At 63.0% G+C, this 15,233-nt stretch carries 15 protein-coding genes, 2 tRNA genes and 1 riboswitch; of the genes, 9 read left to right on the top strand and 8 right to left on the bottom strand.

Going from position 1 to position 15,233, the window contains the following annotated elements; translation table 11 throughout:
* Positions 1-19 precede the first annotated feature (19 nt).
* From U0004_RS09180 to glyA, 6 genes are all read right to left on the bottom strand, one after another.
* Positions 20-3,925 carry a pilus assembly protein gene (locus U0004_RS09180; protein WP_115057435.1) on the bottom strand — a complete coding sequence of 1,302 codons (3,906 nt, stop codon included), beginning with the start codon at positions 3,923-3,925 and terminating at the stop codon, positions 20-22.
* Complete coding sequence (locus U0004_RS09175) at positions 3,922-4,578, bottom strand: pilus assembly PilX family protein (RefSeq protein ID WP_070254018.1); 657 nt, start codon at positions 4,576-4,578, stop codon at positions 3,922-3,924. The genes U0004_RS09180 and U0004_RS09175 overlap by 4 nt, the downstream gene beginning before the upstream one ends.
* A gap of 12 nt (positions 4,579-4,590) precedes the next feature.
* Positions 4,591-5,568 (bottom strand): PilW family protein, encoded by a 978-nt coding sequence (locus tag U0004_RS09170; RefSeq protein WP_070254020.1) that lies wholly within the window; start codon positions 5,566-5,568, stop codon positions 4,591-4,593.
* Positions 5,565-6,155 (bottom strand): type IV pilus modification protein PilV, encoded by a 591-nt coding sequence (gene pilV, locus U0004_RS09165; protein WP_070254022.1) that lies wholly within the window; start codon positions 6,153-6,155, stop codon positions 5,565-5,567. The genes U0004_RS09170 and pilV overlap by 4 nt, the downstream gene beginning before the upstream one ends.
* A 209-nt stretch (positions 6,156-6,364) precedes the next feature.
* Entirely contained in the window at positions 6,365-6,826 is a 462-nt protein-coding gene (nrdR, locus tag U0004_RS09160) for a transcriptional regulator NrdR (protein WP_034759169.1), read from the bottom strand.
* A gap of 306 nt (positions 6,827-7,132) precedes the next feature.
* Entirely contained in the window at positions 7,133-8,380 is a 1,248-nt protein-coding gene (gene glyA, locus U0004_RS09155; RefSeq protein ID WP_034786580.1) for a serine hydroxymethyltransferase, read from the bottom strand.
* Between the two features lie 111 nt (positions 8,381-8,491).
* Positions 8,492-8,616: riboswitch (ZMP/ZTP riboswitch) on the bottom strand.
* 315 nt (positions 8,617-8,931) lie between these two features.
* Between glyA and ybgC the strand changes: the two genes are divergently transcribed.
* From ybgC to U0004_RS09110, 9 genes are all read left to right on the top strand, one after another.
* Entirely contained in the window at positions 8,932-9,333 is a 402-nt protein-coding gene (gene ybgC, locus U0004_RS09150; protein WP_046682324.1) for a tol-pal system-associated acyl-CoA thioesterase, read from the top strand.
* 47 nt (positions 9,334-9,380) lie between these two features.
* Positions 9,381-10,070: a protein TolQ gene (tolQ, locus tag U0004_RS09145; protein WP_034759183.1), complete on the top strand. Its 690-nt coding sequence runs from the start codon at positions 9,381-9,383 to the stop codon at positions 10,068-10,070.
* 15 nt (positions 10,071-10,085) lie between these two features.
* Positions 10,086-10,526, top strand: coding sequence for an ExbD/TolR family protein (locus U0004_RS09140; protein WP_223278896.1), 441 nt, complete (start codon positions 10,086-10,088; stop codon positions 10,524-10,526).
* Positions 10,527-10,574: 48 nt separating this feature from the next.
* Positions 10,575-11,594, top strand: a complete 1,020-nt coding sequence (tolA, locus tag U0004_RS09135) for a cell envelope integrity protein TolA (protein ID WP_081345451.1) — start codon at positions 10,575-10,577, stop codon at positions 11,592-11,594.
* A 5-nt stretch (positions 11,595-11,599) separates the two neighbouring features.
* Positions 11,600-12,868 (top strand): Tol-Pal system beta propeller repeat protein TolB, encoded by a 1,269-nt coding sequence (gene tolB, locus U0004_RS09130; protein WP_034786777.1) that lies wholly within the window; start codon positions 11,600-11,602, stop codon positions 12,866-12,868.
* Between the two features lie 43 nt (positions 12,869-12,911).
* Positions 12,912-13,433 carry a peptidoglycan-associated lipoprotein Pal gene (pal, locus tag U0004_RS09125; protein ID WP_034786578.1) on the top strand — a complete coding sequence of 174 codons (522 nt, stop codon included), beginning with the start codon at positions 12,912-12,914 and terminating at the stop codon, positions 13,431-13,433.
* A gap of 135 nt (positions 13,434-13,568) precedes the next feature.
* On the top strand, positions 13,569-14,327 hold the full coding sequence (ybgF, locus tag U0004_RS09120; protein ID WP_034786577.1) for a tol-pal system protein YbgF: 759 nt from the start codon (positions 13,569-13,571) through the stop codon (positions 14,325-14,327).
* 67 nt (positions 14,328-14,394) lie between these two features.
* Positions 14,395-14,470: transfer RNA gene (locus tag U0004_RS09115), tRNA-Lys, on the top strand.
* A gap of 89 nt (positions 14,471-14,559) precedes the next feature.
* Positions 14,560-14,635, top strand: a tRNA-Lys gene (locus U0004_RS09110).
* Positions 14,636-14,680: 45 nt separating this feature from the next.
* Here the strand turns inward: U0004_RS09110 and U0004_RS09105 are convergent.
* Entirely contained in the window at positions 14,681-14,980 is a 300-nt protein-coding gene (locus U0004_RS09105) for a BrnA antitoxin family protein (protein WP_070259759.1), read from the bottom strand.
* Complete coding sequence (locus U0004_RS09100; protein ID WP_070259758.1) at positions 14,940-15,212, bottom strand: BrnT family toxin; 273 nt, start codon at positions 15,210-15,212, stop codon at positions 14,940-14,942. The genes U0004_RS09105 and U0004_RS09100 overlap by 41 nt, the downstream gene beginning before the upstream one ends.
* Positions 15,213-15,233 lie beyond the last annotated feature (21 nt).

The raw sequence follows: 15,233 nt of genomic DNA, 5'->3' as shown, positions 1-15,233 counted from the left end.
TGCGCCAGCCTCGCTGGGCCTATTTTTTCTTGGCCGCCTCGTGCAATTCGCGCCAGTTCGCCACTTCGCGCCAACTGAGGCGCCGGGCCGGCAGCGGTGCGCTGACGACCTTGAGTCCCGTTCCGCTGGCTGCGCCAGGCAAGCCAGGCTGCAGCACCGCCAGTTCCTTGCGCCCCTCGGCCCGCCCCGTCGCCGTCGCGGCGCCCACCGTGCTGTTCAATTCCAGCGCCAGCGGCGGCGCGCGCGCCAGGCCGTCGGACAAGCGCCCCGTCTGCGCACCCGCCTGCACGGCACCGGCGCCATCGGCGGCAAAGCCGCTCAGCACATCAAGCACGTACAGACGCGTGGCCGGCTTGGCGCAAGGATCGCGCCCCGGCAGCACAGTGTTGAACAGCACCTTGCCGGCGGCTAGCACGGGACTGCTGATGCTGCGTTCGCCCGTTTGCCCGGCATTGAGGAAATCGAGGTGCCAGCCGCGCATGGCGTCGCTGCCCGTATAGCGCAGCTCGGCGCCATCGACGCGCACGCCGCCCACCGCTTCGCCCAGGCTGCGCTGTTCCAGGTCGGTCCGGCTGCGCGTGGGAGACGACTCCCGCAAATCGTCGTGCACGGCATAAAACGATTGCGACAAAAAGGCGGAAGGTGAGGTATCGGCCGCTTCGACCAGTTTGCCCGTGCCGAACAGCAGCAGATAGCCGCCACCGGGTGCGTAGGCCACGTTCATCTGTTGCGTCACTGGCTGGCGCCTGCCCTGCGCATCGCGCGCGACAAAGACGAGCTTGCGTCCCGCCCCCTCTTTCCACGGCGGCCCGCCAGCCATGTCAAGGCGCCAGATATTGCCCTGCAGATCGCCCGCATATAGATAAGCCAGCGCGCCGTCGCCGCCCGGCACCACGACGGGCGGACCCAGCGCGTGGGGCATGGCGTCGGCGCCCGCGTGCGCGCCCGCATCAGTGTCATGGCCGCCATCGCCACCACCACCGCTGGCCACCGGCACCTTGAGGCGGAAGTAATTACTTCCCAACACCCAGGGCGTGCCGGGCGCCTTGTCCAGCGCCAGCAGGAAAATGGCGGCGGCCGATGCGGGCGCCGTCGTGTCCTTGCCATCATCCACATGGTTGTTGTAGCCGCTGGCGACGATGGCAAAATCGCGGTAGGCTGGCGCGCCCTCCTTGCCGCCCATGTTGATGCGGGCAAAGCTGGGCGGCCCGCGCACGTTGCCCATGAGCCTGTCGTCACGGTCCGTAAACTCCCACAGCGCTCCGTCTTGCGCGAAGCGGGCCGGATCCGTGATGTCGAGCGCAAACACGCCTTGCGCCCCGCCGCCCATGCCCGATACCAGTACCGTCTTCCAATGCCCCAGCGCCAGCACTTCCGCCGTGGCCGCCGCACCATCGAGCAGCGGGCCGGGACTGTAGTGAGTACTCGCAGCGGCTGGCGCAAGGTGCAGCAGCGCTTGCGGCAGATAGGCAAACGATTCGCTGCCCGTGCGCGCATCGAAGGCATGCAGCAAGCCATCATTGGCGCCCAGGTACAGCATTTTGCGCCGTTGCAGCAGCGCCTTGCGGTGCAAGCCATAGCCTGCCCCCTGCATGCCCAGCCCCGGCGCGCCCACGTACAGCAAATTGCCATGCGGCGCCGCGCCCAGGCTGCCTGAGCGGCGGCGCAGGAAGCCGCCCGGCTGGCCCACCTCGTGCGTGCGCTGGCCCAGCAGATACGCCAGGCGCGCTTCCCCTCGTCCATCGCCACCGTCGAATGCGCCGCGCTGCTCCGTATCGAGCCGCTTCCAGGCCAGCGGCACCAGGGTGCCCTTGGCGTCGAGCGTGTAGACGGGACGCAAGGCCGCCGGCGTACCATCTGGCGCGACCTGCTCCTGCAAGCCCGTGCGCCACCATGGCTTGCCGGGAAGCAGTGCGCCATCGCCCCCCAGGGCAAATGCGGTGCGCGACAAGGTCATGCTGCCATCGGCCAGGCGTATCTGCGTCTGGAACCAGTAAGCCTCTTCCGTGCCGCTGGCCAGCGCCATCAGGGCCGGCCCGGCAAGCGTCGCCGGCAAGCTGCCCTTGTCGGCAGCCGCAAAGGCTGCGCGCAGTCCCCCGATCAGGGCGGCCGGGTCGCTGCCGGGCAGGTAATGGGCGGGCCAGCGGCCATCCAGGCTCCACTCGCTCAGCGCGCTGCCAGTCGCGCTCTTGAAGGGGTTGGCATCGCCATTGGCATCGAGAAAGCCGCCATACTTGGCCGCCAATAACAAGGGCGTAGCGGCGGGAGTGGCGGCCGATTCGCCGGCCGGGTCGCCCTGGCGCAAGTCGCCCGCATAGTGCTCGACCTTCGCCATGCCGTCGCTCTTGCCACCGGGACGCAGGGCCTGCACATGCGACCAGTAGGCCAGTCCTGCCGCATGGTAGCTGGCGCCGCCCGCCCCCTCGGCCAGCAATTCCAGTGCCGCCAGTTCGGGCCGTGGCGCGGGATTGCCTTGCGCGCCACCGCTTTCCAGGCTGCCCACCGCATGCGTCCAGGCCATGACATCGAACGGGGGCGGCGCAAAACTGTCCGGCGCGCGGGCGCGGTCGCCGTTTGATGCGGGAGTCGCCGGGACGTTGCCGGGCACGTAGCGGTCACCCGCCATGCCCGCATCGCCGAGACTGACGACGATGTGACGCTGGCAACTGGCCGTTTGCGGGTCGCTCCATTGCGTCACGACCGGCAAGCCGTCGTCGATGGCAGGCGGTGCCGTAGCGGGCGGCACGACGGCGCTCGCTTGCCGCCCCTGCAGATAGCGCAGCGATTCGTACAGCAATTCAGCCAGCGGCGCCGCGCTGGCGTACGCGCCAGGATGCCCGGCGTTGCCGCGGCCCAGGCCATTGATGTAAGCGGTCACCCCGCCGCCAGGGCTCGCGCCTTGGGCCGCAGCTTGAACCGCATACACGCCAGTAGCGGGATGCCACTCGGCGCCAGCATTGTCTTGCGGCATAAAGTCGGGCGCCATCCAGCGCTGCTGTCCCACGTGGGCCAGCGGCGCGCGCAGCACGCCGCCATACACGACGCCGGCGCTTGCAGGCAAACCATTCAAATGGCCAAACACGCCCACCCGCACCCTGCCGCCATGGCGCTGCACGGCGCCCACCGGCTTGTAGTTCTTGCCATACGCCAGGCACAAGTCGTCGCGCAGCGGCCCCTCATCAGCGTCGCACACGCGCACGCGCGCGAGGAACACGCCGTGCGTGGCGGCGGCCCCAGGCGCGTCGCAATTGCCGCCCGGAGGCAAACTGGCGTCGCCGAACAACAGGCGATTACGGCAAGAAACGATGGCCAGTTGCGCCAACGCAAATGGTGTCGCCGCCGCCACGCCAGTCTGCAAGACCTTGCGCGGGAAAAAAACGGGGTGGGCAAAAAAGTCGATGGGGCTGTCGGCATCGGGCAAATAGGCGCGCTGCAGCACCGTCTTGCGCACCTCGTCGATGACGCGGTCGCCGCCCGTCAGCGCATAGCGCACGATGTCGAGCATGCTGGCACTGGCCCAGTTGAGAAAGTTGCCGCTGAAACTGTCTCCGCCGCAGCCGTGCAGCGCATCGGCCGGTTTCAGCACGGAGAAGTAAGCGGTCGCTACGCGCAAGTCCGGCAGCATGACGCCGTCCTTGCTGTGATACGGATAGCTGTAGCACATGCGGGCGTGGAAGTAACCGAGGTACTCGCGCTGCGGCGCATAGTTGCCTCCATGCGCGGCAGCGGCGGCAGCGTGGGTGAGGGACAGGTTGAGCAGCAGATTCGGCGGCACCCTGGTGCCGTGCAAGCCCGCGTCGGCCCGCGCCAGCGCCACCGGGGGAGCGGCGGCAAGGACACTACGGCAAATCAGGCCAGCCACCAGCAGCCAGGCCCAGCCGGAGCAACGCAGCGCGGACGAGAAAGCGGACGGCAAAGCCCTCATGGCCCCGCTCCAGCCGCCGGCTTGCGGTAATAGCTTTGCAGCACGACTTGCGTGCTTTCCTGCGCGCCAAAACCGATGGCCGTGATGCGGTACACATAGCTTTCCGTGGCCAGACCACTGGCCACTGCAGTGGCCTGCGCGCCGGGCGGGTGAAACGGCAGCAGTTCGATAAGGTAGCGGGGCCGGCGCGACGGCAGGAAACCCTGCCCCGTCTGCATGGCGGCGCCCGTAAACTGGCCATACGGCACGGTGCGGCTGCCCCCTGCGGCACCATCGAGGTCCGTGCTCAGCCAGAGTGCCTGCGCACCCGGGGCTGCCGGCAGGCACAGGCCCAGTGTTCCCCCTTCGCCGCAGCCGTCCGCAAACCCTGCCGCACTGCCTGGCGCGAAGAGGCTGCTGCGTCCGGGCACGCCGGGCAAGCCTTCGATATCGTTCTGCGCATCCACCAATGCCTCCTCCGCCGCCTGAAACGCGATCTGCCTGTCGCGCTCGCCCCGTGCCGCCTTCTCGCCCTGCAAGGCCATCTGCGCCGCCGATATGCCCAGCAACAAGATGATCACCAGCAGACACAGCACATACACGAGGGTAGCGCCGCTGCGGTGCCCACGAAGTGCGCGACAAGGTACGCAACAGCGGACGCCCGCGCCAGCCATCGCGCCGCCCGCCTAGGCCGGCCCGTTACGCAGCATGATGCTCGTCTGCACCAGTTGCCGCAGCCGGGAGCGCGTTGCGGCGGGCAAGGACGCGCGCGCGATGCGCACGCCCGTGTCGCCGGCGCCGTGCGCCTCGGCATACGCCTTGCCGAACAGATCAAACTGCGCCGGCCCCAGTTCCGCCATCTTGTCCGCCTGGCCCGCCTCGCCATGCAACAGCAAGGCCACGCGCACGCTGACCACGCGCTTCCAGTGGGTGCGCCGGTGAAAATCGCGCTGGCGCGCGGCCGCGTCCGCGCCGACCAGCACCAGCGCCGCATCGTAGGCGTCGAGCGCGCTGGCGTTGACATAGCGGTTCGCCACGCCGTCGGCAGGCGTATCCGTGTCGAGGCCATACAGCACCTGGAAAGCGTCGACGCCGCGGATGATGGCGTCCGCGCCCCAGCCGTTCGCGCCACGGTATTTGCAGCGCAGCTCGCCCTCGCCATCGGCGCCCTGCGCTACATAGAAAATGCTCCAGCCCCGCTGCGCCTGCGTTTGCGCGGCGCCCACGCCAAAACCCGCGCAATTGAGCACGGAACCGTCGCCGCCCTCTTCCTTGCCGGTGCCGTAATAGCGCAAGGCCAGCACATCGCTGCCATGCAGGACGCCGGGCAGCGCGCCGCTGATGCCTTCGCTGTTCTTGCCCAGGCTGCGCGCGTCGAGCCCGGCCACATTGGCGCTGTCGTCATCGGCATGGGCGACGGGCGCGGCGCTGCTATCCCAGTTCACGTACGCCGTCTGGCGCACGGCGCGGGCGATGGTATCGAGCGCATAGCGGCCGTTGTCATCCAGCCGCGCGCTGGAGGACTGGTCGCCATAGCTGCCGCTGACGGCCAGCAACACGCTACTGGCCGCCAGCATCAGCAACGCGCCGAGCGACAGGGCCACCAGCAATTCGACCAGGCTCATGCCCCGATGCCGGCGCCACGCGGCAGGCACGCGGTTCATGCGCCGCCTCCGCCCAGCTGGATTGCCAGCCTGGGCAGCGACTCGCCTGCCGCATTCTCGGCGGACGAGCCATCGGGCAGGCGGGCGCGCCAGCCCAGCTTGATGACGATGGGCGCCCCTTTGCCGCCGCTGCAAGCCCAGTGCAAACCCTGGGCAGCGGCGTCCCACGCGGCGAGGTCGCGGCAAATGTGCAGACGTGCGCCGGGCAAGGCCGCATGCAGCCGTTGCTTCCATTCGGCGATATCGAATTGCGCCAGTTCAGCCGCACCGCAGGCGGCGGCACCGAAGCAGTCCGGCGCACCGCCGCCAGCGTCGGCGCCGTCCGCCGCCGCGTACGCCACGTTCAGGTAGGGATTGCCCGCATCGGGTCCATTCATGAGCACGCTGTTTGCGCGCATGCCCTCGGCCATGCCGGCGGCCAGTTGCACGCCCGCCGACAACAACGCCGACTCGTGGCGCGCGCGCAGGGCGTTCAGTTGCAGGATGCTGGCACCGAGCAGGCCCAGCGCCAACAGCAGCAGCGACACGAGCACCTCGACGAGGCTGCTGCCACCCGCAGGAAACATAGTGCGACCGCCATTGCGCATGCGCTACTCCCTTCCGCAGAAAGAGTCGCAAGAACAGGCGGCCCAGCTACAAGATAGGCGCGCGCAAAAAACCGGATCTGCGCTAGCGCAAACAGGACAGCGATAAGGTGAGAAGAACAGCGTTGAATTGATCAGGCCGCTTGCCAGGCGAACGCTGGCGTGATGAAAACGGGGCGCATGAGTAGCCCCCGTTGTCGGCGAAGTGAACGTCAGGGCTTGCGTGCCTGTCCCACTTCGGCAATCGCATCCTGGAACTCGGCCAGGTCTTCGAAGTTCTTGTAGACGGAGGCAAAGCGGATGTAGGCGATCTTGTCCAGGCGCTTCAATTCTTGCATGACGAGTTCGCCGATATAGCCGGAATCGACTTCGCGCAAGCCGCTGGTCAACAGTTTTTCCTGGATGGACGCGATGGCCGTATCCACGGAGGCGGCCGCGACGGGACGCTTGCGCAAGGCCAGCATCAAACTGCCGCGCAACTTATCCGCAGCGAACTCCGTCCGGCTGCCATTCTTTTTGACGACGGCCGGCATGATAAGTTCAATGCGCTCGTACGTGGTAAAACGCTTGTCGCATTTGCCGCAGCGGCGGCGGCGCCGAATGGCATCCCCTTCCTCCGATACGCGCGTATCGAGAACCTGGGTGTCGCCGTGCTGGCAAAATGGACATTTCATGGGCTGGCTACAACTTTATAGTAATAATTACGGGAAATCGCCGCCCTTGTACAAAGGGCGCCCGAATCACTCCGGGCGCCCTTGGGCACGACTGGAATGTGTCATACAGAATCTTACTCCGTATGACACATTCTGGACAAATAATTAGCGACTATTCCGGTAAGGAGCGTCTGCAGCAGATTGCTCATCGGTCGCGCGGACAAGGCGCGAGAAGGACGCATGGCTAGCAATGCTACGACGAGCAACGCAGTACCCGCTTCCGAGGGGCTGTCTGCTGTAGATGTATTCCTTCACCGGAACAGGCTCTTAAGCTGCGTATACCGGGTGCGCGTCGGCCAGCACTTTCACGGCCGCTTTCACGCGCTCAATGGTGGCGGCGTCATGCGGATTGTCCAGCACGTCGGCGATCAGGTTGCCCACTTCTTCCGCTTGCGCCTCCTTGAAACCGCGCGTCGTCATCGCCGGGCTGCCCAGGCGGATGCCCGAGGTGACGAATGGCTTTTGCGGGTCGTTCGGGATGCCGTTCTTGTTGCAGGTGATGTGCGCGGAACCGAGGATGGCTTCGGCTTCCTTGCCCGTCAGGTTCTTGGCGCGCAGGTCGACCAGCATGACATGCGATTCGGTGCCGCCGGACACGATGCGCAGGCCGCGCTTGATCAGGGTTTTCGCCAGCACGTCGGCGTTCTTGATCACTTGCTTCTGGTATTCGACGAATTCAGGGCTCAGCGCTTCCTTGAAGGCGACGGCCTTGCCGGCGATCACGTGCATCAGCGGGCCGCCCTGGATGCCAGGGAAGATGGCCGAGTTGATGGCTTTTTCGTGTTCGGCCTTCATCAGGATGATGCCGCCGCGCGGGCCGCGCAGGGATTTGTGCGTGGTCGAGGTGACGAAGTCGGCGAACGGCACCGGGTTCGGGTACAGGCCGGCGGCGATCAGGCCGGCGTAGTGGGCCATGTCGACCATGAAATACGCGCCAACTTCCTTGGCGATCTTGCTGAAGCGTTCGAAGTCGATCTTTTTCGAGAACGCCGATGCGCCAGCGATAATCAGTTTCGGCTTGCGTTCGCGGGCCAGGCGCTCCATTGCCTCGTAGTCGATGTCTTCTTCCGCCGTCAAGCCGTAGGAGACGACGTCAAACCATTTGCCGGACATGTTCAGCGGCATGCCGTGGGTCAGGTGGCCGCCTTCGGCCAGCGACATACCCATGATCAGGTCGCCTGGTTTCAGCATGGCGAAGAACACGCCCTGGTTCGCCTGCGAGCCGGAATTCGGCTGCACGTTCGCGCATTCGGCGCCGAACAGCTGTTTCACGCGGTCGATGGCCAGTTGCTCGGCCACGTCGACGTATTCGCAGCCACCGTAGTAGCGCTTGCCTGGGTAGCCTTCGGCATATTTATTCGTCAGCTGCGAGCCTTGCGCTTCCATTACGGCTGGCGACGTGTAGTTCTCCGACGCGATCAGTTCGATGTGGTCGTGCTGGCGCGTATTCTCTTTTTGAATGACGGCGAACAATTCAGGATCGACGTTGGCGAGGTTGTGATCTTTTGCAAACATGTAAAAACTCCAAGTATGAGGGTGCTTGTACTGGCAGGTTGGATCGAATGAGGGGAGCCGGCGTTAAGTGAATAACAACATTGGACAGGCAGCCTCTTCGTGCTTTTCCATAGTGGCTACCCAGGCGAACGGCTGATGAAAAATCTCACGTTTCCCGGTGGATGCCCACCTTTCGCCGGTTTGCCGATCGCCATTCATGGAGATCGCCCGACTTTTCGCCAGTCACGTGAGACGTAATGGAAGCCAAATTGTAAGTTAAGTGCCCAAATTGAGCAAGGAATGCAACCGTGCGGCTATAATCGCCGCGCGCCACCCCAGCCAGGGTGCGGCCACGAGCTGCCCCGGGGCATGACTGCGGCTTTTAAGCTGGACTTAAACCTGGCCATGGCATGTAAGCGTATGTTACGAAGCTTGCCATTGCACACGCCGGATTTACAATGCTGCGGTGCAACTTATATGCAGCTTTTGCATGGCTTTCCAGCAAGCGCCCACAGTCACAGGAAGAAAAATCGCGTAAAATGTTGCTCAATCTCACTACTGGCGCAATAAACATGCCTTCAGTCTTTACCTGGAACGTACGTGTCTACTATGAAGACACCGACGCCGGCGGCATCGTCTATTACGCAAATTACCTGAAATTCTTCGAACGCGCGCGTACCGAATGGCTGCGCGCCATCGACGTGGGCCAGCAGGAATTGCTGGAGCAGCACGATGCAATGTTCGTTGTCAAAAGCGTCAACGCCGACTATCATGCGCCAGCCAGGCTCGATGACACGGTAAGATTAACCTTAAGCATAGAAAAAATGGGGCGCGCCTCCATCGTTTTCCTGCAACAAGCCTGGTGCGGCGACCGCCTGCTCAATACGGCCCGCGTCAAGATCGGCTGCGTCGATTCGGCACTGCGCCCGCGCGCCGTGCCTGATGCAGTCGCGGCCCGCATGCGCGCCGCCTGAGCCCTACCCGCCACTCCCGGACAATTCACCCAACAGACTGCCAGCCAATGAACGTTACACAAGATCTTTCTTTCCTCGCGCTCATCTCCAATGCCCATTTGATCGTGCAACTGATCATGGCCCTGCTGCTGCTGATTTCCCTGACCAGCTGGACCTACATTTTCCGCAAGATGTTTGCCGTGCGCCAGGCGCGCAAGCAAACCATCGAATTCGAACGCAGCTTCTGGGCCGGCGGCAACCTGCATGCGCTGCACCAGAACGCCAGCGGCAACCGCGACCAGAGCGGCGCGCTGGCCCGCATCTTCGATGCCGGCATGGGCGAATTCATCAAGGGCAAGGCTTCCTACGGTTCGCGCGAAGCGCTGGACGTGGGCGCCGTGCTCGACGGCGCACGCCGCGCCATGCGCGCCGCCTTCCAGCGCGAAATGGACGTGCTCGAATCGCATCTGGCCTTCCTCGCTTCCGTCGGCTCCGTTTCGCCGTACATCGGCCTGCTCGGCACCGTCTGGGGCATCATGAACGCCTTCCGCGGCCTGGCCAACGTGCAGCAAGCCACGCTGGCCGCCGTCGCGCCCGGCATCGCCGAAGCGCTGATCGCCACCGCCATCGGCCTGTTCGCGGCCATTCCCGCCGTCGTCGCCTACAACCGTTTTTCGCATGACATCGACCGTCTGGCGATCCGCTTCGAAAGCTTCGTCGAGGAATTCTCCAACATCCTGCAGCGCCAGTCGCGCTAAGAGGGAGCAGCGTCCATGGGTTCCTCATTCAATAGCGGCGGCATGCGCGGTGGCCGTGGCCGCAAGTTCAAGTCCGAGATCAACGTCGTGCCGTATATCGACGTGATGCTGGTACTGCTGATCATTTTCATGGTGATGCCGTCGTCGAACAATCCCAGCGTGGTGAACTTGCCCAACGCGGAAAAGTCGGCCAAACCGCCCGATGACTATATTCAGATCGTGCTGAAACCGAATGGTTCGCTGTCGATCGGCGTCATCGGCAAGGAACAGCTGTCGCCGGAGACGGAACCGAACCGCGACGCCCTGCTGCGCAAGCTGCGCGGTTTGCATGAAAGTAACCCCGACTATCCCGTGATGATCGCCGGCGACAAGGAAAGCAAGTACGACGATGTGATCCAGCTCATTTCGGAAGCGAAAAAGATGGGCATTACCCGCGTCGGCCTGGCCACCAAGTAAGCGCAGCACCCTGTTTCCAGACTTGACCGTTTTTAGATAGACTAGACTTTGCAGAACAAACAAATCGACCATGTACTCGGCAAGCCCTACAGCGTGCCGCGCGAACGCAGCCGCTGGCCCTCGCTGGGCCTGGCGCTGGCGATGCACCTTGGGCTGCTGTTTTTCCTGTGGGTGGGCGTACACTGGCAAAATACGGAACCTGTCGCCGTCGAAGCGGAAGTGTGGGATATGAAAGTGCAGACGGCCGCGCCGCCGCCTGACGTGGCGACGGAACCGGAGCCGACACCGGCGCCGCCGCCGGAACCGCAAGTGGAACAGCCGGCTCCGCCGCCACCGCCGCCCGTGGCAGCGCCCGAGCCGAAGGTCGATCTGCGCGAGGCGGAGATCGCCCTCGAACGCAAGAAGGCCAAGCTGAAGGAAGAAAAAGACAAAGCGGCAGCGGAAGAACGCCGCAAGCAGGAATTGAAGGAACGCGAGGAAGAAAAGCGCGAACTGGAAAAACAGAAGCAGAAAGAGAAAGACAAGGCTGAAAAGCTGGAAAAAGAAAAGGCTGACAAGCTGGAGAAAGCCAAGGAAGCCAAAGAGAAAGAAAAAGCGGCGGAAGAAAAAGCCGAGAAAGAACTGTCCGAGAAAAAAGCGGCGGCGGAAAAAGCCGCCAAGGCGAAAAAAGCGGCGGAAGAGAAAAAAGCCGCCGACAAGGCGCGCGCCGCGGAAATGAGCCGCATCACGGGTGCGGCGGGCGCCGGCACGACGGGCACGGCCGCGAAAGCGACCGCGCCACGCAAGGACAGCGGCTATGTCGCTGCCCTGACGAGCAAGATCAAGAGCAATATCGCGTACAGCGGTAGCACGGACGTGCCGGGCAACCCGCGCGCCGTGTTCAAGATCGAGCAACTGCCAACTGGGGAAATTATTTCGGTCCGAAAGATTAAAAGCAGCGGCCTGCCGGCGTATGACAGCTCGGTGGAAAACGCCATTAATAAATCGTCGCCACTGCCGAAGAAAAAAGACGGCACCGTGGAACGCGAGATTGAACTCATATTCGAGATGAAGGATTTGCCTAAATGATGACCATGAAAAAAATGAGCTATGTCGTGCTCTGCGCCAGCCTGGTGCTGGGAGCGTCAAGCGCCCAGGCGCAGCTGCGCGTGGAGATTACGGGGATCGGCAGCAACCAGATCCCGGTGGCTGTCGCCAGCTTCGTCAATGAATCGGCGGCGCCGCAATCGCTGTCGGGCATTATCAAGGCCGACCTGGCGCGCAGCGGCGTGTTCAAGCTGATCGACGCCGATGCGCCCGTATCGGAAACGGCGCCCGTCAGCTACGAGCAGTGGAAGTCGCGCGGCGCCGACGCGCTGGCGGCCGGCACCGTGCAAAGCATGGCCGATGGCCGCCTGGACGTGCGCTACAAGCTGTTCGACACCATCAAGGGCGCCCAGATCTCCAGCATGAACAATGCGGCCGCGCCGCAGTTCAACCGCTTGCTGGCGCACAAGATCGCCGATGACATCTATGAAAAGCTGACGGGCGTCAAGGGCGCGTTCGCCACGCGCATCGCCTACGTCACGCAATCGGGCCGCGAATACCGCCTGGAAGTGGCCGACGCCGATGGCGAAGGCATCCAGGTCGCCCTGCGCTCGAACGAGCCGATCATTTCGCCGTCGTGGTCGCCGGATGGCACCAAGGTCGCGTATGTGTCGTTTGAAAAGAAAAAACCGATTGTCTACGTGCAAAATCTGGTGACGCGCCAGCGCACCATCGTGTCGAATGAAAAAGGCAGCAATTCGGCGCCGAGCTGGAGCCCGGACGGCTCGCGCCTGGCCGTGGCCCTGTCGCGCGATGGTCATACCCAGGTCTACACCGTCAATGCCGACGGCAGCGGCCTGCGCCGCGTCAGCAGCAGCAGCGGCATCGATACGGAACCTCAATTCTCGGCCGATGGCCAAAGCATTTACTTCACCAGCGATCGCAGCGGCGGACCACAAATCTACCGCATGTCGGTCAGCGGCGGCGAAGCCAAACGCGTGACGTTTGGCGGCTCCTACAACATCAGCCCGCGGATTTCGTCCGACGGGAAGACACTCGCTTATATTTCCCGTCGCGACGGCAATTTCCAGCTCTACGCGCTCGACCTGGCTAGTGGCCAGGAACTGCGCCTGTCGGACACCGCCAACGACGAATCACCGAGCTTTTCGCCCAACGGGAAATATATCATGTACGCGACCGAATCCGGACGACGCAAGTCGCTGGCAGTGGTATCGGTGGATGGCCGCGTCAAACAGCGTTTGACTACGCAAGCTGGCAATATCAAGGAGCCCACCTGGGGTCCTTTTATGAAGTAAATGCTGTACAGTTTCACCTTTAACCATGACCCGGAGAATAAAAATGAGTAACTTTAAAAGTTTGGCTTTCATCGCCGCTACCGCAGCCCTGCTGTCCGCCTGCAGCACCCCAGTCAAAGTCGCAGAAACCCCAGTGGTTGAGCGCGCTCCTGAAAAAGTCGTTGCTCCAGTTGACACCCGTCAAGTTCAGCCAGTGACGACCGCATCGGTCGATCCACTGGACGATCCAAAAGGCGTGCTGGCTAACCGCAGCATCTACTTCGACTTCGACAAATACGTCGTGCGCGAAGCGGACACCCCAGTCGTGCAAAACCACGCTGGCTACCTGGTGAAAACGCCTAGCCGCAAGATCCTGATCCAAGGTAACACCGATGAACGCGGTGGCGCTGAGTACAATCTGGCCCTGGGTCAGAAACGTGCTGAAGCCGTGCGCAAGTCGATGGCCGCCCTGGGCGTGCCAGAAGGCCAAATGGAAGCCGTGTCGCTGGGCAAAGAAAAGCCTAAAGCACAAGGCAGCAACGAAGCAGCATGGGCAGAAAACCGCCGCGCTGACATCGTTTATTGATGTTCAGGGGTGAGCGCCGCAGCATTGACGCTTACCTAACTGGCCAGTCATAGGCATAATAATGGGGCGCAGCGCGGTGATTCACCGCCCGGCGCCCCGTTTGCATGTTTTGCGTAACCTTTGAAAGCCCGACCCATGATGACATTCTCGAAAGCCGGCGTCGCCGCCGCCTTGATGGCCGCGTTTGCCTACCTGCCCCTGCACGCCAACGCCGCCCTGTTCGACGACGACGAAGCACGCAAGGCCATCCTCGAGCTGCGCGCCAAGGTCGACGCCATGGCGCGCGACCTGAACAGCCGCATCGACACCAAGGCGGACAAGACCAGCACCTTGAGCCTGATCAACCAACACGACCAGACCATGCAAGAGATCGCTCGCCTGCGCGGCCAGATCGAAGTGCTGGGCAACGACCTGGCGAATGTGCAAAAGCGCCAGAAGGATTTCTACACCGACATCGACGCGCGCCTGCGCAAGCTCGAGCCACGCCAGGTCACCATCGACGGCCAGGAAGCGGCCGTGGGCGTCTCCGAGCAAAGCGCGTACGAATCCGCGTTCGGCCTGTTCAAGTCGGGCGACTACAAGGGCGCCGTCACGGCGCTGGACGGCTTCGTCAAGCGCTATCCGGAATCGGCCTACGCGGCCAACGCGCAATACTGGCTGGGCAACGCCTATTACGCCCAGCGCGACTGCAAGAGCGCCATCACGGCCCAGCAGGCAGTGCTGAAGAACTACCCGGACAGCCCGAAGGCAGCCGATGCCATGCTCAACATCGCCAGCTGCTACACGGAGCTGAAAGACAAGCCGAACGCGACCAAGACGCTGAACGCGCTGATCTCGCGCTACCCGGACTCCAGCGCGGCCCAGGCGGCCAAGGAACGGGGCGGCAAAAAGTAAAAGCGGGGAAAAAGTTGCCCGTTAGGTTTGACAGAATCCCGGGCACCCCCTATAATCTTTCTTCTTCGGGTCGTTAGCTCAGCTGGTAGAGCAGCGGACTTTTAATCCGTTGGTCGCAGGTTCGAATCCCGCACGGCCTACCACGAATACGCAGTACTGATCTGCTTGCGAGTTGTTATAGCAAGCATTTTTTTACGGCACAGTGTTACCGAAGTTGTTGTAAAAAGTTTTTGGGTCGTTAGCTCAGCTGGTAGAGCAGCGGACTTTTAATCCGTTGGTCGCAGGTTCGAATCCCGCACGGCCTACCAAATACTACAGAGAAGCCAACCGTTCGCGGTTGGCTTTTTTGTTTTCTAGGTTTGCCTGGATCGCAGCCACTCCTTCAACGCATCATTCATGCGCGTTTGCCATCCATCGCCGGTGGCCTTGAAGGCTTCGAGAATGTCGGCATCGAAACGTATGGTCGTGCTGACCTTTCCGCCGGTGCCAGCGGGTCTGCCGCGGCGGCGTGCCGCTTCCTGCCGCGCGTCGGAAAGGGAAACGGGCTTGTTGCCCACTTGCCAGACACCCTGCTCGAAAAAACCATCCGTCAATTCAGGCGCATCGTCGGGATCAACCCAGGCTTTGCTTGTATTTGTCGATTTCGCGTTCATTTGCCTTCCACATGCTGATGATCCTGCGCGCCCGGCCACGCGGCGCGCAGACCAGTACAATCAGGGGCTCGTCGAGCCAGCCTGCAGTGATGAAGCGGGGTTCGCCGTAGTCCTGGCGCTGGTCCGGCAGCGTAATGGTGAGCTCGTCAAACACTACACGCGCACGCGCAAAGTCGAGACCACGCTCCCTGAGCGTCTTTTCACGCTTGACAGCATCAAAAGTGATTCTCATTATTTATTGTAGTAACAAATA

The sequence above is a fragment of the Janthinobacterium lividum genome (genome assembly GCF_034424625.1).
Taxonomy (GTDB): domain Bacteria; phylum Pseudomonadota; class Gammaproteobacteria; order Burkholderiales; family Burkholderiaceae_D; genus Janthinobacterium; species Janthinobacterium lividum.
The sequence above is the reverse complement of the archived record's forward strand: the minus strand, read 5'-3'. Positions and strand labels throughout refer to the sequence as shown.

Bases quoted from the DNA above. Each gene is read 5' to 3' on its own strand.
- U0004_RS09180 (WP_115057435.1), bottom strand. From the start codon at position 3,925: ATGAGGGCTTTGCCGTCCGCTTTCTCGTCCGCGCTGCGTTGCTCCGGC.
- U0004_RS09175 (WP_070254018.1), bottom strand. From the start codon at position 4,578: ATGGCTGGCGCGGGCGTCCGCTGTTGCGTACCTTGTCGCGCACTTCGT.
- U0004_RS09170 (WP_070254020.1), bottom strand. From the start codon at position 5,568: ATGAACCGCGTGCCTGCCGCGTGGCGCCGGCATCGGGGCATGAGCCTG.
- pilV (WP_070254022.1), bottom strand. From the start codon at position 6,155: ATGCGCAATGGCGGTCGCACTATGTTTCCTGCGGGTGGCAGCAGCCTC.
- nrdR (WP_034759169.1), bottom strand. From the start codon at position 6,826: ATGAAATGTCCATTTTGCCAGCACGGCGACACCCAGGTTCTCGATACG.
- glyA (WP_034786580.1), bottom strand. From the start codon at position 8,380: ATGTTTGCAAAAGATCACAACCTCGCCAACGTCGATCCTGAATTGTTC.
- ybgC (WP_046682324.1), top strand. From the start codon at position 8,932: ATGCCTTCAGTCTTTACCTGGAACGTACGTGTCTACTATGAAGACACC.
- tolQ (WP_034759183.1), top strand. From the start codon at position 9,381: ATGAACGTTACACAAGATCTTTCTTTCCTCGCGCTCATCTCCAATGCC.
- U0004_RS09140 (WP_223278896.1), top strand. From the start codon at position 10,086: ATGGGTTCCTCATTCAATAGCGGCGGCATGCGCGGTGGCCGTGGCCGC.
- tolB (WP_034786777.1), top strand. From the start codon at position 11,600: ATGAAAAAAATGAGCTATGTCGTGCTCTGCGCCAGCCTGGTGCTGGGA.
- pal (WP_034786578.1), top strand. From the start codon at position 12,912: ATGAGTAACTTTAAAAGTTTGGCTTTCATCGCCGCTACCGCAGCCCTG.
- ybgF (WP_034786577.1), top strand. From the start codon at position 13,569: ATGATGACATTCTCGAAAGCCGGCGTCGCCGCCGCCTTGATGGCCGCG.
- U0004_RS09105 (WP_070259759.1), bottom strand. From the start codon at position 14,980: ATGAACGCGAAATCGACAAATACAAGCAAAGCCTGGGTTGATCCCGAC.
- U0004_RS09100 (WP_070259758.1), bottom strand. From the start codon at position 15,212: ATGAGAATCACTTTTGATGCTGTCAAGCGTGAAAAGACGCTCAGGGAG.